Annotated in this window: 16 protein-coding genes, 1 pseudogene and 1 riboswitch; of the genes and pseudogenes, 12 read left to right on the forward strand and 5 right to left on the reverse strand. The window is 70.6% G+C overall.

Annotated elements, in window-relative coordinates; genetic code table 11:
• Positions 1 to 24: 24 nt before the first annotated feature.
• Positions 25 to 243, forward strand: a pseudogene (locus AC5Y6X_RS09535) (phosphopantetheine-binding protein); the annotation flags it as partial.
• Here AC5Y6X_RS09535 and AC5Y6X_RS09540 read toward each other — a convergent pair.
• Entirely contained in the window at positions 216 to 890 is a 675-nt protein-coding gene (locus AC5Y6X_RS09540; protein WP_499986097.1) for a methyltransferase family protein, read from the reverse strand. The pseudogene AC5Y6X_RS09535 and the gene AC5Y6X_RS09540 sit on opposite strands and share 28 nt — an antisense overlap.
• Before the next feature lie 85 nt (positions 891 to 975).
• Between AC5Y6X_RS09540 and AC5Y6X_RS09545 the strand changes: the two genes are divergently transcribed.
• Positions 976 to 2,079 carry a zinc-dependent alcohol dehydrogenase gene (locus tag AC5Y6X_RS09545; protein ID WP_499986099.1) on the forward strand — a complete coding sequence of 368 codons (1,104 nt, stop codon included), beginning with the start codon at positions 976 to 978 and terminating at the stop codon, positions 2,077 to 2,079.
• 8 nt (positions 2,080 to 2,087) lie between these two features.
• Positions 2,088 to 2,651 (forward strand): carboxymuconolactone decarboxylase family protein, encoded by a 564-nt coding sequence (locus tag AC5Y6X_RS09550; protein ID WP_499986489.1) that lies wholly within the window; start codon positions 2,088 to 2,090, stop codon positions 2,649 to 2,651.
• Here the strand turns inward: AC5Y6X_RS09550 and AC5Y6X_RS09555 are convergent.
• A complete protein-coding gene (locus tag AC5Y6X_RS09555; RefSeq protein ID WP_499986101.1) occupies positions 2,648 to 3,094 on the reverse strand; it encodes a PaaI family thioesterase in 447 nt (148 codons plus the stop codon). The genes AC5Y6X_RS09550 and AC5Y6X_RS09555 overlap by 4 nt on opposite strands.
• Positions 3,095 to 3,152: 58 nt before the next feature.
• Here AC5Y6X_RS09555 and AC5Y6X_RS09560 point away from each other — a divergent pair, with 58 nt between their 5' ends.
• The 6 genes from AC5Y6X_RS09560 to AC5Y6X_RS09585 all read left to right on the forward strand — a co-directional run bounded on the left by AC5Y6X_RS09560 (position 3,153) and on the right by AC5Y6X_RS09585 (position 10,258).
• Positions 3,153 to 4,280: an NAD(P)H-dependent flavin oxidoreductase gene (locus tag AC5Y6X_RS09560; RefSeq protein ID WP_499986103.1), complete on the forward strand. Its 1,128-nt coding sequence runs from the start codon at positions 3,153 to 3,155 to the stop codon at positions 4,278 to 4,280.
• Positions 4,277 to 4,921 carry a TetR/AcrR family transcriptional regulator gene (locus AC5Y6X_RS09565; protein ID WP_499986104.1) on the forward strand — a complete coding sequence of 215 codons (645 nt, stop codon included), beginning with the start codon at positions 4,277 to 4,279 and terminating at the stop codon, positions 4,919 to 4,921. Before AC5Y6X_RS09560 ends, AC5Y6X_RS09565 begins: the two co-directional genes overlap by 4 nt.
• A 61-nt stretch (positions 4,922 to 4,982) precedes the next feature.
• Positions 4,983 to 5,167: riboswitch (M-box (ykoK) riboswitch) on the forward strand.
• Between the two features lie 287 nt (positions 5,168 to 5,454).
• Positions 5,455 to 5,694: an Rv1535 family protein gene (locus AC5Y6X_RS09570; protein WP_324677942.1), complete on the forward strand. Its 240-nt coding sequence runs from the start codon at positions 5,455 to 5,457 to the stop codon at positions 5,692 to 5,694.
• 214 nt (positions 5,695 to 5,908) lie between these two features.
• On the forward strand, positions 5,909 to 9,025 hold the full coding sequence (gene ileS / locus AC5Y6X_RS09575; RefSeq protein ID WP_499986106.1) for an isoleucine--tRNA ligase: 3,117 nt from the start codon (positions 5,909 to 5,911) through the stop codon (positions 9,023 to 9,025).
• A 103-nt stretch (positions 9,026 to 9,128) separates the two neighbouring features.
• The gene (locus AC5Y6X_RS09580) at positions 9,129 to 9,992 is read left to right on the forward strand and encodes a type IV toxin-antitoxin system AbiEi family antitoxin (protein WP_499986108.1); all 864 of its coding nucleotides are present in this window, start codon (positions 9,129 to 9,131) and stop codon (positions 9,990 to 9,992) included.
• A gap of 110 nt (positions 9,993 to 10,102) precedes the next feature.
• Positions 10,103 to 10,258 carry a hypothetical protein gene (locus AC5Y6X_RS09585; RefSeq protein ID WP_499986110.1) on the forward strand — a complete coding sequence of 52 codons (156 nt, stop codon included), beginning with the start codon at positions 10,103 to 10,105 and terminating at the stop codon, positions 10,256 to 10,258.
• A 73-nt stretch (positions 10,259 to 10,331) separates the two neighbouring features.
• Here AC5Y6X_RS09585 and AC5Y6X_RS09590 read toward each other — a convergent pair whose 3' ends face one another.
• Positions 10,332 to 10,898: a class I SAM-dependent methyltransferase gene (locus AC5Y6X_RS09590; protein ID WP_499986112.1), complete on the reverse strand. Its 567-nt coding sequence runs from the start codon at positions 10,896 to 10,898 to the stop codon at positions 10,332 to 10,334.
• A gap of 20 nt (positions 10,899 to 10,918) precedes the next feature.
• Between AC5Y6X_RS09590 and AC5Y6X_RS09595 the strand changes: the two genes are divergently transcribed.
• Entirely contained in the window at positions 10,919 to 12,316 is a 1,398-nt protein-coding gene (locus AC5Y6X_RS09595; protein ID WP_499986115.1) for a DNA polymerase IV, read from the forward strand.
• On the opposite strand, the gene AC5Y6X_RS09600 is transcribed toward AC5Y6X_RS09595, so the two are convergent.
• Positions 12,281 to 13,201: an asparaginase gene (locus AC5Y6X_RS09600; RefSeq protein ID WP_499986117.1), complete on the reverse strand. Its 921-nt coding sequence runs from the start codon at positions 13,199 to 13,201 to the stop codon at positions 12,281 to 12,283. The two genes, AC5Y6X_RS09595 and AC5Y6X_RS09600, sit on opposite strands and share 36 nt — an antisense overlap.
• Positions 13,202 to 13,254: 53 nt before the next feature.
• Here AC5Y6X_RS09600 and lspA point away from each other — a divergent pair, with 53 nt between their 5' ends.
• Complete coding sequence (gene lspA, locus AC5Y6X_RS09605; protein ID WP_499986119.1) at positions 13,255 to 13,842, forward strand: signal peptidase II; 588 nt, start codon at positions 13,255 to 13,257, stop codon at positions 13,840 to 13,842.
• The gene (locus AC5Y6X_RS09610) at positions 13,839 to 14,765 is read left to right on the forward strand and encodes an RluA family pseudouridine synthase (protein ID WP_499986121.1); all 927 of its coding nucleotides are present in this window, start codon (positions 13,839 to 13,841) and stop codon (positions 14,763 to 14,765) included. Before lspA ends, AC5Y6X_RS09610 begins: the two co-directional genes overlap by 4 nt.
• Here AC5Y6X_RS09610 and AC5Y6X_RS09615 read toward each other — a convergent pair whose 3' ends face one another.
• Positions 14,766 to 15,524: a class I SAM-dependent methyltransferase gene (locus AC5Y6X_RS09615; RefSeq protein ID WP_499986123.1), complete on the reverse strand. Its 759-nt coding sequence runs from the start codon at positions 15,522 to 15,524 to the stop codon at positions 14,766 to 14,768.
• Between the last annotated feature and the right edge of the window lie 3 nt (positions 15,525 to 15,527).

Here is a 15,527-nt window from a genome sequence, read left to right on the forward strand (position 1 = left end):
CTCGAGCCGATCCTGGCCGGCATCTACGCCCAGGTGCTGGGGGTGGACGACGTCGGGGTCGACGAGTCGTTTTTCGACCTGGGCGGCAACTCGCTGGCGGCGCTGCGGGCGATCGCCGCGATCAACGCGGCCCTCGACGCCGACGTGGCGGTGTCCGCCCTGTTCGACGCCCCATCCGTCAGCGCCCTGAGCCGGGAGCTGGGCCGACGCGTCGGCTACCACATATATGGCACCAGCCGATAGCGCACCTTGCCGGTGTACTCGCGGTACCCGCTCAATTCCTCCGCGAGGAGCCGTTCCTCGTCGCGGATGCGCAGCGCGAGCACGATGACGCCGGGCGCGACGAAGACCAGTCCCCAGTAGGAGCCGAGCGCCAGCGGGACACCGGCCATCATGATCACATTGCCGGTGTACATGGGATGCCGCACCAGCCCGTACAGGCCCGTCGACACGAGCTGCTGCCCCGCCTCGACCCGGATGGTCGCGGCCGCGTAGGCGTTCTGAATGACCACCAGCATCCACACGGTCAGCCCGACGGCCACCAGCACATCGCCGACCAGACAGAGCGCCGTCGGCACCCGCGACCATCCGAAGCGATGGTCCAGGGCACTGACCACGACCATCGCGGCCAGCGACAACCACAGGCCACCCATGACGGCCTTTTGCACCGTTCTGGTCTCCGCCGTCGGCCCCCCGCCCGCCCGGCGCTGCAGCGCGTCGGGGTTCGTGCTCAGCACGTAGATCCCGGCGATCCACGTCGTGGCGGCGAACACCGCAAGGAAGACCCATGCCTGCCAGTAGTCGAGCGTGCCCGCCGACAAGAACAGCAACGATCCGAGCACGGCAAGCTCGATCAGGCCGAGCACCAGCCTCTTAAGGATGGCTTTCACGGGTCCTCCTCACCGTCGGCGTATCGCACGCTAACAGCGCGCATCGGCGATTGATCCACCGGCCGACACCTCATACTGTGCCGGTATGTCGGACGGCGCGACGGCGCGGGCGCTGGTCCTGGAGGCGCCGCGCCAGCTGGTCATCCGGGAGCTCCCGGTGCCGGCGATCGGCGACGACGACGCGCTGGTGCGGGTCGCCGCCTGCGGGCTGTGCGGGACCGACCACGAGCAGTACACCGGCGCGCTCGGCGGCGGGTTCGCCTTCGTCCCGGGCCACGAGACGGTCGGCACGATCGAGGCGATCGCGCCGCGGGCGGCGGAGCGGTGGGGCGTGGCGCGAGGCGACCGGGTGGCCGTCGAGGTGTTCCAGTCGTGCCGCGAGTGCGACAGCTGCCGGCGCGGCGAGTACCGGCGCTGCGCGCGGCACGGCCTGGCCGACATGTACGGCTTCATTCCCGTCGACCGCGAGCCCGGCCTGTGGGGCGGCTACGCCGAATACCAATACCTGGCGCCCGACTCGATGGTGTTGCCGGTGCCCGACGGCCTCGACGCGGTGGTGGCGACGCTGTTCAACCCGCTGGGCGCCGGAATACGTTGGGGCGTAACCGTTCCCGGCACCAAGGCCGGCGATGTCGTGGCGGTGCTCGGACCGGGAATCCGGGGGCTGTGCGCGGCCGCGGCGGCCAAGGACGCCGGCGCCGCGTTCGTGATGGTGACGGGCATGGGCCCGCGCGACGCGGACCGGTTGGCGCTGGCGCCGAGGTTCGGCGCGGACCTGGCCGTCGACGTCGACGTCGACGACCCGGTCGCCGCGCTGGGCAGGGCGGCCGGCGCGATGGCGGACGTGGTAGTTGACGTAACCGCAAGGGCGCCAGCGGCTTTCGCGCAGGCGATCGCGCTGGCCCGGCCCGCCGGCACCGTCGTCGTCGCCGGCACCCGCGGGTTCGGCGCCGGCGCCCCGGGGTTTTCGCCCGACGCGGTCGTGGTCAAGGAGCTGCGGATCATTGGGGCCCTCGGCGTCGACGTCACCGCCTACCGCGCCGCGCTGGACCTGCTGGTCTCCGGCCGCTACCCGTTCGAGAGCCTGCCCCGGCGCTGCGCGCGCCTCGAAGACGCCGCGGAGTTGCTGGCTACCATGGCCGGTGAACGCGACGGTGTCCCGCCAGTACACGGAGTGCTCACACCATGACCTCACCGATCAGACAAGCCCGCGTGCCCGGACTGCCGCTCGGCGAGGCCAAGGCCGCCGCCGACGAGGCGGCCGTGCCCAACTACATGGCCGAGCTGTCCATCTTCCAGGTGCTGCTGAACCACCCGCAGCTGGCGCGCGCCGTCAACGACCTGCTCGCCACCATGCTGTGGCACGGCGCCCTCGACTCGCGGCTGCGCGAGCTGGTGATCATGCGCATCGGCTGGCTCACCGCGTGCGACTACGAGTGGACGCAGCACTGGCGCGTCGCCTCCGGGCTGGGCGTCACAGAAGCCGATCTGCTCGGCGTGCGCGACTGGCAGAACCATGACGGGTTCGGGCCGACCGAGCGGGCGGTGCTGGCGGCCACCGACGACGTGGTGCGCGACGGCGCGGTGAGCGCCGAGAGCTGGGCGGCCTGCGAACGCGAATTGCGCGGCGACAAAACGGCTCTCATCGAACTCGTCACCGCCATCGGCGCGTGGCGAATGGTCGCCTCGATCCTGCAGAGCCTGCAGGTCCCGCTGGAGGACGGGGTGGCCAGCTGGCCGCCCGACGGCCGGTCGCCTTAGACGATCCGGTAGGTCTGCACCGCGTGCGCGACGACGTTGCCGTCGGGATCGGTCGCGGTGATCTCGGTGAAGGTGAGTTCCTTGCGGCGCCGCGCGGTGCGGGCATGGCACAGCAGGTCGCAGCGCTTGGCGGCGCCGGTGTACTGGATGCTCATCGCGACGGTCGAGGCGCGCATGCCCCTGTCGAAATCGTGGTTGGACCAGGCCGCCGCCGCGCCGGCGGTGTCCATCACCGACGCGATCACCCCGCCGTGGAAGTAGGTGCCGTCGTTGGTGAGGTCCTCCCGGAACGGCAGCCGGACGGTGACGTCGTCGGGCTCGTAGCGCTCGAAGACGATCCCCAGCCCGCCGATGAACGGGGTGGTCAGCATGACCTCGCGCACTGCCCGGCGGCGCTGCCGTTGCTGCTCGGGGGACAGGGGTTCGGTCGCCGGATCGGCCATGGATCGCAGACTACCGTAATCGATTGACATATCAATCAATAACTCTTAGCGTCGGGCAATGCGAACCAGGGTCGCCGAGCTGCTCGGCGTTGAGTTCCCGATCTGCGCCTTCAGTCACTGCCGCGACGTCGTCGCCGCGGTCACCAACGCGGGGGGCTTCGGCATCCTCGGGGCGGTCGCGCACAGCCCGAAGCGGCTGCACAGCGAGCTGACCTGGATCGAGGAGCAGACCGGCGGCAGGCCCTATGGGGTCGACCTGCTGTTGCCGCCCAAGTACGTCGGCTCCGAGCGGGGCGGGATCGACGCCAAGCAGGCCGCCGAGCTGCTGCCCGAGGTTCACCGCGCGTTCGTCGACGACATCCTGGCCCGCTACGACATCCCGGCGCCCGCCGAGCCTTCGCGCGAATATTCCGGCGGGGGTCTCAACATCTCGCCCAAGGGCTACGAGCCGCTGCTCGACGTCGCCTTCGACCACGACATCCGGCTGATCGCCAGCGCGCTCGGCCCGCCCCCGGCCGACCTCGTCGAGCGCGCGCACGACCGCGACGTGCTGGTGGCCGCGCTGGCGGGCACCACCCAACACGCGCGGCGGCACGCCGCCGCCGGCGTCGACCTGATCGTGGCGCAGGGCACCGAGGCGGGCGGCCACACCGGCGAGGTGGCGACCATGGTCCTGGTTCCCGAGGTGGTGGACGCCGTGGCGCCGACGCCGGTGCTGGCCGCCGGCGGCATCGCGCGGGGCCGCCAGATCGCCGCGGCGCTGGCGCTGGGCGCCGAGGGCGTGTGGTGCGGGTCGGTGTGGCTGACCACCGAGGAGGCCGAGACGGCCCCGGTGGTCAAGGAGAAGTTCCTGGCCGCCAGCTCCTCGGACACCGTGCGGTCGCGGTCGATGACCGGCAAGCCGGCGCGGATGCTGCGCACCGCCTGGACCGACGAGTGGGACCGGCCCGACAGCCCCGCCCCGCTCGGCATGCCGCTGCAGACCGCCCTGATCACCGAATCGCAGCTGCGCATCAACCAGGCCGCGGGGCACCCGGGCGCCAAGGCGCGCGAGCTGGCCACCTACTTCGTCGGGCAGGTGGTCGGTTCGCTGGACCGGGTGCGCCCGACGCGCTCGGTGGTGCTCGACATGGTCGAGGAGTTCATCGACACCGTCGGGCGGCTGGAAGACCTGGTCGAGAAGTGACCACCACGACCCGGCGGCGGCGCGCGGTCAGCGCCGAGGACAAGTCGCAGCGGCGCGACGAGATCATGGCGGCGGCGAAGGAGGTGTTCGCGCGCAAGGGTTTTCACGACACCACCATCGCCGACATCGCCAAGCGGGCCGGCCTGGCCTACGGCTCGATCTATTGGTACTTCGACTCGAAGGACGAGCTGTTCCACGCGTTGATGGCGGTCGAGGAGGGTGCGCTGCGCGGTCACATCGCCGCGGCGCTGGCCCGGCTGCCGGGGTCGGATAACGGCGACGAGGTGCCGCTGCGGACCGCCGTGCAGGCGACGCTGGAGTTCTTCGAGGCCGACAAGGCCACGGTGAAGCTGCTGCTGCGCGACGCGTACGCGCTCGGCGACCGCTTCGAGAAGCACCTGGGCGGCATCTACGAGCGGTTCATCGACGACATCGAGAGATTCGTCGTCGCCGCCCAACGGCGCGGGCAGGTGATCGCCGCGCCGGCCCGGATGGTGGCCTACACGCTGGCGGCGCTGGTCGGGCAGCTGGCGCACCGGCGGCTGAGCACCGACGACGACGTCACCGCGGCCCAGGTGGCCGACTTCGTCGTCGCGCTGGTGCTCGATGGGCTGCGCCCGCGCGCGATCATGAACGCATAAAGATTCGAAAACACCGGCCCGAATCGGTTTGACCGTCGCGCACCCGTCGTGCATCATCGTGTGGGCACCTCGTTAGGTGAGGCGTCTACACGAATACAGGCCACTGACCCCGAACGTCCAAAGACGCCCCGGGTCAGGACAGCTCCTCCCGGCTTAAGGGTTGAGCCCAGGTGGCTTCCGGCTTGGATTTCTTTCCAGGCCAGGACACGTCGTGTAGTGCCGAAGCTCTGACGAGAGGGGTGCGGATCTTCGGCTGTGGCCGGTTTCTGTACTCCCTTTGTGCACGCACATCGTGCGGGTTGGCCGCGCGCGTCGTTGCCGCAGAGGAGGTGAGGGACGAATGGGTTCCAGCGATAGTCCGGGTCGAAGTCCGGGCTCTGTTCCGTCCCGATCCGGTCTCCGGCGCGACGCCGTTTGAGTCGCCGCGACGCCAATCGGCTTACCGGCCAAGCGTTCTCGGATCGGAACCAGCGCGGGATGGGACACGTCAGTCCAGTTAATTCCTCGTTTCGAATTCCCTCTAGGAGCCGACCATGACCGCAGCCCTGCACGACGAAGTGGTAACCGTAGCGCCCGCCCGCAAGCTGACGGTGGTGCGCGACGCGACCGAAACGCGGGCCCCCGCGCCGAAGAAGGTGACCCGCCCGGCCGACGGCCGGACCATCGTGATCACCGACCCGTTGGTCGACGGCACTGCCCGCTTGTTGAGCATCGGCGTGCGCCACGTGTACGCGGCCCTGTGGCGCGTGGGTGTGCTCGAAGTTCGGTCGTAGCCCAACGGCTAGAATCGACCTACTGGCATCGATCCGGCCATCACCGGGGAGCCTTCGGAAGAACGGCCGTTTAGGCCCAGTAGAACCGAACGGGTAGGCCCGTCACAGCCGTCAACGAGCGGTCGCGCGGCAGCGCGGCAAGCGGGGTGGTACCGCGGCGCTCGCGCAGGTAGCGCGTCGTCGTCCCCAGGCCTAGTGGCACAGGAGACGACGGTTGACCGAGCACACTTACCCCAAGCTGGGCGGCGGCGCGCCCGACTTCCCGGCGCTCGAGCTCGAGGTCCTCGACTACTGGGCCCGCGACGACACCTTCCGCGCCAGCATCGCCCGGCGCGACGGCGCCGAAGAGTACGTGTTCTACGACGGGCCGCCGTTCGCCAACGGCCTGCCGCACTACGGGCACCTGCTCACCGGTTACGTGAAGGACATCGTCCCGCGGTATCGGACCATGCGCGGCTACAAGGTGGAGCGCCGGTTCGGCTGGGACACCCACGGTCTGCCCGCCGAGCTCGAGGTGGAACGCCAGCTCGGCATCACCGACAAGTCCCAGATCGACGCCATGGGCATCGCGGTATTCAACGAGGCCTGCCGCGAATCGGTGTTGCGCTACACCGACGAATGGCAGGCGTATGTCACCCGCCAGGCGCGCTGGGTCGACTTCGACAACGACTACAAGACGCTCGACCCGTCCTACATGGAGTCGGTGATCTGGGCGTTCAAACAGCTGTGGGACAAGGGCCTTGCCTACGAGGGCTACCGGGTGCTGCCGTACTGCTGGCGCGACGAGACCCCGCTGTCCAACCACGAACTGCGGATGGACGACGACATCTACCAGAGCCGCCAGGACCCCGCGATCACGGTGGGATTCAAAGCGGTTGACGGCGAACTGGCCGGCGCGTATTTGCTGGTGTGGACGACGACGCCGTGGACGCTGCCGTCGAACCAGGCGGTCGCGGTCAACCCCGAGGTGACCTACGTGCAGGTGCGGGCGGGGGAGCGGCGCTACGTGCTGGCCGAGGCCCGGCTGGCCTCCTACGCCCGCGAGTTGGGTGAAGAGCCCGACGTGCTCGGCACCTATCGCGGCGCGGACCTGCTGGGCACGCGCTACCTGCCGCCGTTCCCGTATTTCATGGACTCGCCCAACGCCTTTCGGGTGCTGCCGGGCGACTTCGTGACCACCGAGGACGGCACCGGGATCGTGCACATGGCGCCGGCCTACGGCGAGGACGACATGACGGTCGCCGATGCGGCCGGCATCGAGCCGGTCACGCCGGTCGACGCCAAGGGCCGGTTCGACGCCAGCGTCCCGGACTACCGGGGGCAGCACGTCTTCGACGCCAACGCCCAGATCATCCGCGACCTGAAGAACGGCAGCGGGGCCGCCGCCGCGAACGGCGCGGTGCTGCTGCGCCACGAGACCTACGAGCACCCCTACCCGCACTGCTGGCGGTGCCGCAACCCGCTGATCTATCGCGCGGTGTCGTCGTGGTTCGTCGCGGTCAGCCAATTCCGGGACCGCATGGTGGAACTCAACCAGCAGATCACCTGGCACCCCGAGCACGTCAAGGACGGCCAGTTCGGCAAGTGGCTGGCCGGCGCCCGCGACTGGTCGATCTCCCGAAACCGCTACTGGGGCACGCCGATTCCGGTGTGGAAGTCCGACGACCCCGCCTACCCGCGCGTCGACGTCTACGGCAGCCTCGACGAGCTCGAACGCGACTTCGGGGTGCGCCCGGACAACCTGCACCGGCCCTACATCGACGAGCTCACTCGGCCCAACCCCGACGACCCGACGGGCCGCAGCACGATGCGGCGCATCCCCGACGTGCTCGACGTGTGGTTCGACTCGGGCTCGATGCCCTACGCCCAGGTGCACTACCCGTTCGAGAACCGGGACTGGTTCGACGGCCACTATCCGGGCGACTTCATCGTCGAGTACATCGGCCAGACCCGCGGCTGGTTCTACACGCTGCACGTGCTGGCGACCGCGCTGTTCGACCGCCCGGCGTTCAAAACCTGTGTGGCGCACGGGATTGTGCTCGGCTACGACGGCCAGAAGATGAGCAAGTCGCTGCGCAACTACCCCGACGTGTCCGAGGTGTTCGACCGCGACGGCTCCGACGCCATGCGGTGGTTCCTCATGGCCTCACCAATCCTGCGCGGCGGCAACCTGATCGTCACCGAGCAGGGCATCCGCGAGGGCGTGCGGCAGGTACAGCTGCCGTTGTGGAACGCCTACAGCTTCCTGGCCCTGTACGCGCCGAAAGTCGGTGCCTGGCGCACCGATTCGGCGCACGTCCTGGACCGCTACATCCTGGCCAAGCTCGCGGCGCTGCGCGACGAGCTGACAGCGTCGATGGAGGCCTGCGACATCTCCGGGGCCTGCGAGCAGCTGCGCCAATTCACTGAGGCGTTGACGAATTGGTATGTGCGACGGTCGCGTTCGCGGTTCTGGGAGGAGGACCGCGACGCCATCGACACCCTGCACACCGTGCTGGAGGTGACGGCGCGGCTGGCCGCGCCGCTGCTGCCGTCGGTCACCGAGATCATCTGGCGCGGCCTGACCGGGCAGCGGTCCGTGCACCTGACCGACTGGCCGGACGCGCGGGTGCTGCCGGCCGACCCCGCCCTGGTGGCCGCGATGGATCAGGTCCGCGAGGTGTGCTCGGCCGCGTCGTCGCTGCGCAAGGCCAAGAAGCTGCGGGTGCGCCTGCCGCTGCCGAAACTGACTGTGGCCGTGGAGAACCCGCAGCGGCTGGAGCCGTTCGTCGACCTGGTCGCCGACGAGCTCAACGTGAAACGCGTCGAGCTGACCGACGCGATCGCCACCCACGGCCGCTTCGAGCTCACCGTCAATGCCCGGGTGGCCGGCCCGCGCCTGGGCAAGGACGTGCAGGCCGCCATCAGGGCGGTCAAGGCGGGGGAGGGCGTCGTCAACCCCGACGGCACCCTGACCGCCGGTCCCGCGGTGCTGCAACCCGACGAGTACAGGTCGCGACTGGTGGCCGCCGACCCGGAATTCACCGCGGCGCTGCCCGACGGGGCCGGGCTGGTCGTGCTGGACGGCACGGTCACCCCGGAGCTGGAGGCCGAGGGCTGGGCCAAGGACCGGATCCGCGAGCTGCAGGAGCTGCGCAAGTCGACCGGGCTGGACGTGTCCGACCGCGTCCGCGTGGTGATGTCGGTGCCCGCCGAGCGGGCCGGCTGGGCGGAGACGCACCGCGAGCTCATCGCGGGCGAAATCCTCGCCACCAGCTTCGAATTCGGCGACCCGGGTCCGGACGCTGTGGAAATCGGCGACGGCGTCCGCGTCAGCATCGCCAAGGCCTGACCCGTCACCCCCGCGAAACTGTATTCCACTACGCATTTCCCGAGAAGCGCTGTCGGTAGTTGCAGTCTCGCGGGCTGTCGGACGGTCATGGCAGTCTGCGGCCATGGGGGAGGGGACACCGTTCATAGGCACCGAAGCCGTCGACGGCGGCGCATTCACGGAGCGTGAGCTGCGACGCTCCTGCACACGCCTGTACCGCAACGTCTATCAGCGGCGGGCCAGCGAACTGACCGCCCGCGATCGCGCGATCGCCGCCTGGCTGTGGTCTGGGAAGGAAGCCGTCGTGGCAGGCAACTCCGCGGCAGCGCTGCTCGGGGCCGAGTGGATCGACCCCCAGCTACCCGCCGAATTGGTGTGCGATCGCACCCGCCCACCGCCGCTGATCATTACCCGCAACGAGACCCTGCTGGCCGGTGAGACGCGGGTGGTCGGCGGGGTCCCCGTGACCTCGCCCGCCCGCACCGCGTTCGACCTCGGTCGTCGGCCGGGCTTTCAGACCGCGGTCATTCGAATCGATGCCCTCGCCCGGGCTACCGGTGTGACGGCCGACGAGGTTGCGCCGCTGATCGACGCGCACCGCGGCGCTCGCGGTGCGAAGCAGTTGCGTCGGGTGCTGCCGCTGGTCGACGCCGGCGCCGAATCACCGCAGGAGACGCGGACCAGGTTGGTCTTGATCCGCGGTGGACTGCCGAAGCCGCAAACCCAGATCGTCGTTCAAGACGAGTGGGGCTGGCCGTTTGCGCGCATCGACATGGGCTGGGAGGAATGGCTTGTCGGCGTCGAATACGACGGTCCCCAACACTGGACGGACCCGCGAATCCGCGCCGACGACATCGAACGCACCGCCAAAGTCGAGCGGCGGGGTTGGCGGCTGGTTCGCGTGAGTTCCGACCTGCTGCGCGATCGGCCGCATGTCGTCGTGGCCCGAGCGCGCGAGGCGCTATGCGCTCGCGGCTATCCCAAATAGCGCCGCGCGGCGAACTTCATTTGCAAAAAAGTGTCCGAGCCAACCGGGATGGCCGCTCCTACCTGTGACAGAGGCCCAGCGGGGCCGCGACCACGGTTAAGGAACACGCCATGACGACCATTGATGACTTCCACTCGATCGACAGCGAGACGCCCGCAGAGATCTCCGCGGCGCCACTATCGCGCGGGACGAAGGTCCTGGTGGCATTGGCCGTGGCCGCGGTAGCCGTGATGGTCGCCGGGTTTGCCATGATGCTCATCCATTGACCGCGAGACTGCAACTGGCTACACGTTTCTCGAGTAGATGCGTCGGTAGTTGCAGTCTCGCGGCTAAGGAGGGTTACGGCTTGACCGCGCGCCAGCGCTGCCTGCCGGCACCGACCTTGACGTCGACGTCGCGAAAACCAGCCGCGCGCAAGCGATCCGGCAGGGTATCCGGCGCCACGGGGTTGCAGGTGTCGCGGACATGCAACAGCCGGAACACCCACGACGAAACGCTGTCACTGCCGGCGAACACGCCGCCGGGGCGAAGCACCCGAAACGCCTCGGCGAACAGCCGGTCCTGCAGTTCGCGCGTGGGAACGTGGTGCAGCATGGTGAACGACACCACCGCGCTGAACTCGTCGGCCGGCAGCCCGGTGTCGGTGCCGTCGCCGGTGATGATGCGCGCCCGCTCGCCGTACAGTTCGCGCAGCCGATCAGCCATCGGCCCGTCGATCTCGACCGCGGTGTAGCGCGGTGTTCTGCCCGCCAGCACCCGCAGATTGGCGCCGTAGCCCGGACCGATCTCGAGCACGTTGTCGCCGAGGTCCACGTCGCCGAGCACCCACGGCAACAGCTGGTCTTCGACGGCCTTGAAGTAGCGGTTCGAGCTGCAACACAACCGGTGACACAGATTCATGGCCATGGTCTGAGACGCTAGTAGCAATGGAGTCCCGTTGGGTGCTGCACCTGGACATGGACGCGTTCTTCGCCTCCGTCGAGCAACTCACCCGGCCGACCCTGCGCAACCGGCCGGTGCTGGTCGGCGGTCTGGGCGGCCGGGGTGTGGTGGCCGGCGCGAGCTATGAGGCGCGGGTGTTCGGCGCCCGCTCCGCGATGCCGATGCATCAGGCCCGCCGGCTGATCGGCGTGACCGCGGTGGTGTTGCCGCCGCGCGGCGTCGTGTACGGGGTGGCCAGCCGGCGGGTCTTCGACACCATCCGCAGCGTGGTGCCCGTCGTCGAGCAACTGTCCTTCGACGAGGGCTTCGGCGAACCGCCCCAGCTCGCCGGGGCGTCGGCGGCGGACGTCGAGGCCTTCTGCGAGAGCCTGCGCCGACGGGTGCGCGACGAGACCGGCCTGATCGCCTCGGTCGGCGCGGGCTCGGGCAAGCAGATCGCCAAGATCGCGTCGGGCCTGGCCAAGCCCGACGGCGTGCGGGTCGTGCGGCGCGCCGACGAGCGGCCGCTGCTGGGCGGGTTGCCGGTGCGGCGGCTGTGGGGCATCGGCCCGGTCGCCGAGGAGAAGCTGAATCGGCTCGGCATCGAGACGGTCGGTCAGCTGGCCGCGCTGACCGACGCCGAGGTCGCCAACATCCTGGGCGCGACGATCGGGCCGGCGCTGCACCGGCTGGCCCGCGGCATCGACGACCGCCCGGTCACCGAGCGCGCCGAGGCGAAGCAGATCAGCTCCGAGTCCACCTTCGCCGTCGACCTGACCAGCCTGGAGCAGCTGCGTGAGGCGGTCGAGCCGATCGCCGAGCACGCGCATCAACGCCTGCTGCGCGACGGCCGCGGCGCCCGCACCGTCACGGTGAAGCTGAAGAAGTCCGACATGAGCACGCTGACCCGCTCGGCGACGCTGCCCTACACCACCGCCGAGGCCGGCGCGCTGATCGCGGTGGCCCGCCGGCTGCTGCTCGACCCGCGCGAGATCGGGCCCATTCGCCTTGTCGGCGTGGGGTTTTCGGGCCTGAGCGACGTGCGCCAGGAGTCGTTGTTCCCGGACCTGGAGCTGTCGGGCGAGACCTCGGAGGAACACACCGCGGCCACCGCGACCGAGGCGATGTTCGGGCCGGCCGACGAGCCCTCGCGGTGGCGCATCGGCGACGACGTCGCGCATCGCGATCTCGGGCACGGCTGGGTGCAGGGCGCGGGCCACGGAGTGGTCACGGTGCGCTTCGAGACCCGCGGTTCCGGGCCGGGCCAGGCGCGGACGTTCCCCGCCGATACCGACGACCTGTCCGCCGCCAACCCGGTCGACTCCCTGGACTGGCCGGACTACGTCGGCGTCCTGCGCGCCGAGGAGTCAGCCCCAGCGGCCGACGACGTCGGCGGCGGATAGCCCCGCCGCCAGCGCCGCCATCAGCAACACCCGGGCCTGCGACGGGCGCAGCCGCGGCACCATCACCGCGCCGGCCTCCACCAGGGCGTGCCCGGGACCGTAGCCCGCGCCGACCCGCGCGCCGGCGACCCGGCTGGACACCGCGACGACGACCCCGTCGCGGCAATGGCGGCGCACCCCGTCGACGACGGCGGCCCCGGCGTTGCCGGAGCCCAGCGCCTCGAGCACGACGGCGCGCGCCCCGGCGGCCACGCAGGCGTCCATCGCCACCGAGTCGCTGCCCGGGTACGCCGCGACGATGTCGACCCGCGGCGCGCCGGCGGCGCTGAGATCGCCGAGGTACGGGCGCGCCTTGTGGGCCGTCAGCGCTATCTCACCCGAGCCGGTGCCAAGCAGCCGGCCCGCGAAGCCATCCCGGGTGGCCACCTTGTGCAGGCCCAGCGGCTGCCACACCCGGCCGGCGAACGAGACCAGCACGCCGAGGCCGCGCGCGGCCGGGCTGGCCGCCAGCGCCAGTGCCTCGCGCAGGTTGGCCGGGCCGTCGGCGTCGGGGGCGTCGGCGCTGCGCATCGCGCCGGTCAGCACGACGGGCGCGGCGCCGTCATAGGTGAGGTCCAGCCACAGCGCGGTCTCCTCGAGCGTGTCGGTGCCGTGCGTGATGACCACGCCGTCGGCGCCGCCGTCGACGCCGGCCCGCACGGCGGCGCGGATCCGGTCCCAGTCGGTCGGCGTCAGCTCCGAGCTGTCGACGGCCATCAGGTCGACGACCTCGACATCGAGGCCCGACACCAGCTCAGCGCCGCTGTAGGCCGGCCGGCGCACCCCGTCGGCGCCGGTGCTGGTCGATATCGTTCCTCCGGTGGCGATCACGGTGAGGCAGGCCATGCTGGAATCATCGCGCGTCCGAGCCGCGAAACGATGTAGGGGATGATGGGGGAGTGCACGACGAACCCGACATCGACGACAGCGCGGAGCCCGCGGCCAGCGAGCCGCAGCAGCCCCCGCGCCGGCTGCGCCTGCTGCTGACCGTCGCGGCCGTGGTGCTGGCGCTGGACATCGCGACCAAGGTGATCGCGGTCAAGCTGCTGCCGCCCGGCCAGCCGGTGTCGATCATCGGCGACACGGTGACCTGGACGCTGGTGCGCAATTCGGGGGCCGCGTTCTCCATGGCGACGGGATACACCTGGCTGCTGACGCTGATCGCGACCGGCGTCGTGGTCGGCATCTTCTGGATGGGCCGACGGCTGGTGTCGCCGTGGTGGGCGGTGGGCCTGGGCATGATCCTCGGCGGCGCGATGGGCAACCTGGTCGATCGCTTCTTCCGGGCACCCGGGCCGCTGCGCGGGCACGTCGTGGACTTCCTGTCCGTCGGCTGGTGGCCGGTGTTCAACGTCGCCGACCCGTCGGTGGTGGGCGGCGCGATCCTGCTCGTCGCGCTGTCGATATTCGGTTTCGACTTCGACACCGTGGGCCGGCGCAAGTCCGACGGGAAAACCGGCAGCCGGCGCAAGGCCGATCAGCGTTGACCGACCGGTCGATGCCCGTTCCGGAGGGGCTGGCGGGCATGCGCGTCGACGCCGGGCTGGCCCGCCTGCTGGGGCTGTCCCGCACCGCGGCGGCCGCCCTCGCCGAGGACGGCGGTGTCGAGCTGGACGGCGTGCGGGCCGGAAAGTCCGACCGCCTCACACCCGGCGCCTGGCTGCAGGTGCGCCTGCCGGAGGCGCCGGCGCCGCCGGAGAACACGCCCGTCGACATCGAGGGCATGACGATCCTGTACTCCGACGACGACATCGTCGCCGTCGACAAGCCGGCCGCGGTGGCCGCGCACGCGTCGGTGGGCTGGACCGGCCCGACGGTGCTCGGGGGCCTGGCCGCCGCCGGCTACCGCATCACGACGTCGGGGGTGCCCGAGCGGCAGGGCATCGTGCATCGCCTCGACGTCGGCACCTCCGGGGTGATGGTGGTGGCGCTGTCCGAGCGCGCCTACACCGTGCTCAAGCGGGCGTTCCGGCAGCGCACCGTCGACAAGCGCTATCACGCGCTGGTGCAGGGGCATCCCGACCCGTCCAGCGGGACCATCGACGCGCCGATCGGCCGGCACCGCGGCGGCGAGTGGAAGTTCGCCGTCACCAAGGACGGCCGGCACAGCCTCACCCACTACGACACCGTCGAGGCCTTCGTCGCGGCCAGCCTGCTCGACGTGCACCTGGAAACCGGTCGCACGCACCAGATCCGGGTTCATTTCGCCGCGCTGCACCACCCGTGCTGCGGCGACCTCGTCTACGGGGCCGATCCGAAGCTGGCGAAAAGGCTTGGGCTGCAACGGCAATGGCTGCACGCGCGGTCGCTGGCATTCGCCCATCCGGCCGACGGCCGGCGGATGGAGATCGTCAGCCCCTACCCGCCGGACCTGCAGCACGCGCTGGACGTACTGCGCAAGGAGGGGTGATCACCCCGGCTTGCGGGCCTCGACGAGCACCCGCGTCGGGTGCGCGACGAACGGCCCCTCGGCCTCGATGCGCTCGTGCAGCTCGGCCAGCCGGTCGCGGTAGCGCCGCACGGTGAAATCCGGCACCGTCCACACCACCTTGCGCAGGAAGTAGACGACGGCGCCGATGTCGAAGAACTCGGCGCGCAGCCGCTCCATCCGCACGTCGACGACCTGCAGCCCGCCGGCCCGGATCTGCGCGCGCACCGCGTCCGGGTGGAACTCGGCCCACTTCTCCGGCTGCGGCCCGATGAAGTACTCGACAAGCTCGCCCATCGTGGCGGGCCCGATGTGCTGTGCGAAGTAGCTGCCGCCCGGCCGCAGCACCCGGGCGATCTCCGTCCACCACACGGAGATCGGATGGCGACTGGTCACCAGGTCGAACGCCTCGTCGGCGAACGGCAGCGGCGGCTCGTCGCGCATCGCCACGACCACCGCGCCCAGCGGGTGCAGGCGCTGGGTCGCCAGCGCGGCGTTGGGCGGCCACGTCTCGATGGCCGCCATGGTGGGCGGGAAGGGGCGCGCGCCGGCCAGCACCTCGCCGCCGCCGGTGTGGATGTCCAGCGCGGCCGACACCGTCGCCAGACGCCGGCTCAGCAACCGCTGGTAGCCCCAGGACGGTCGTTCTTCCGTCGCGCGGCCGTCGAGCCAGGAGAAGTCCCAGCCGTCGACCGACACCGAATCGGCTTCCGCCACGAGATCTTCGAATGAGCGAGCCATGCC

This window comes from Mycobacterium sp. NGS26, from assembly GCF_059813025.1.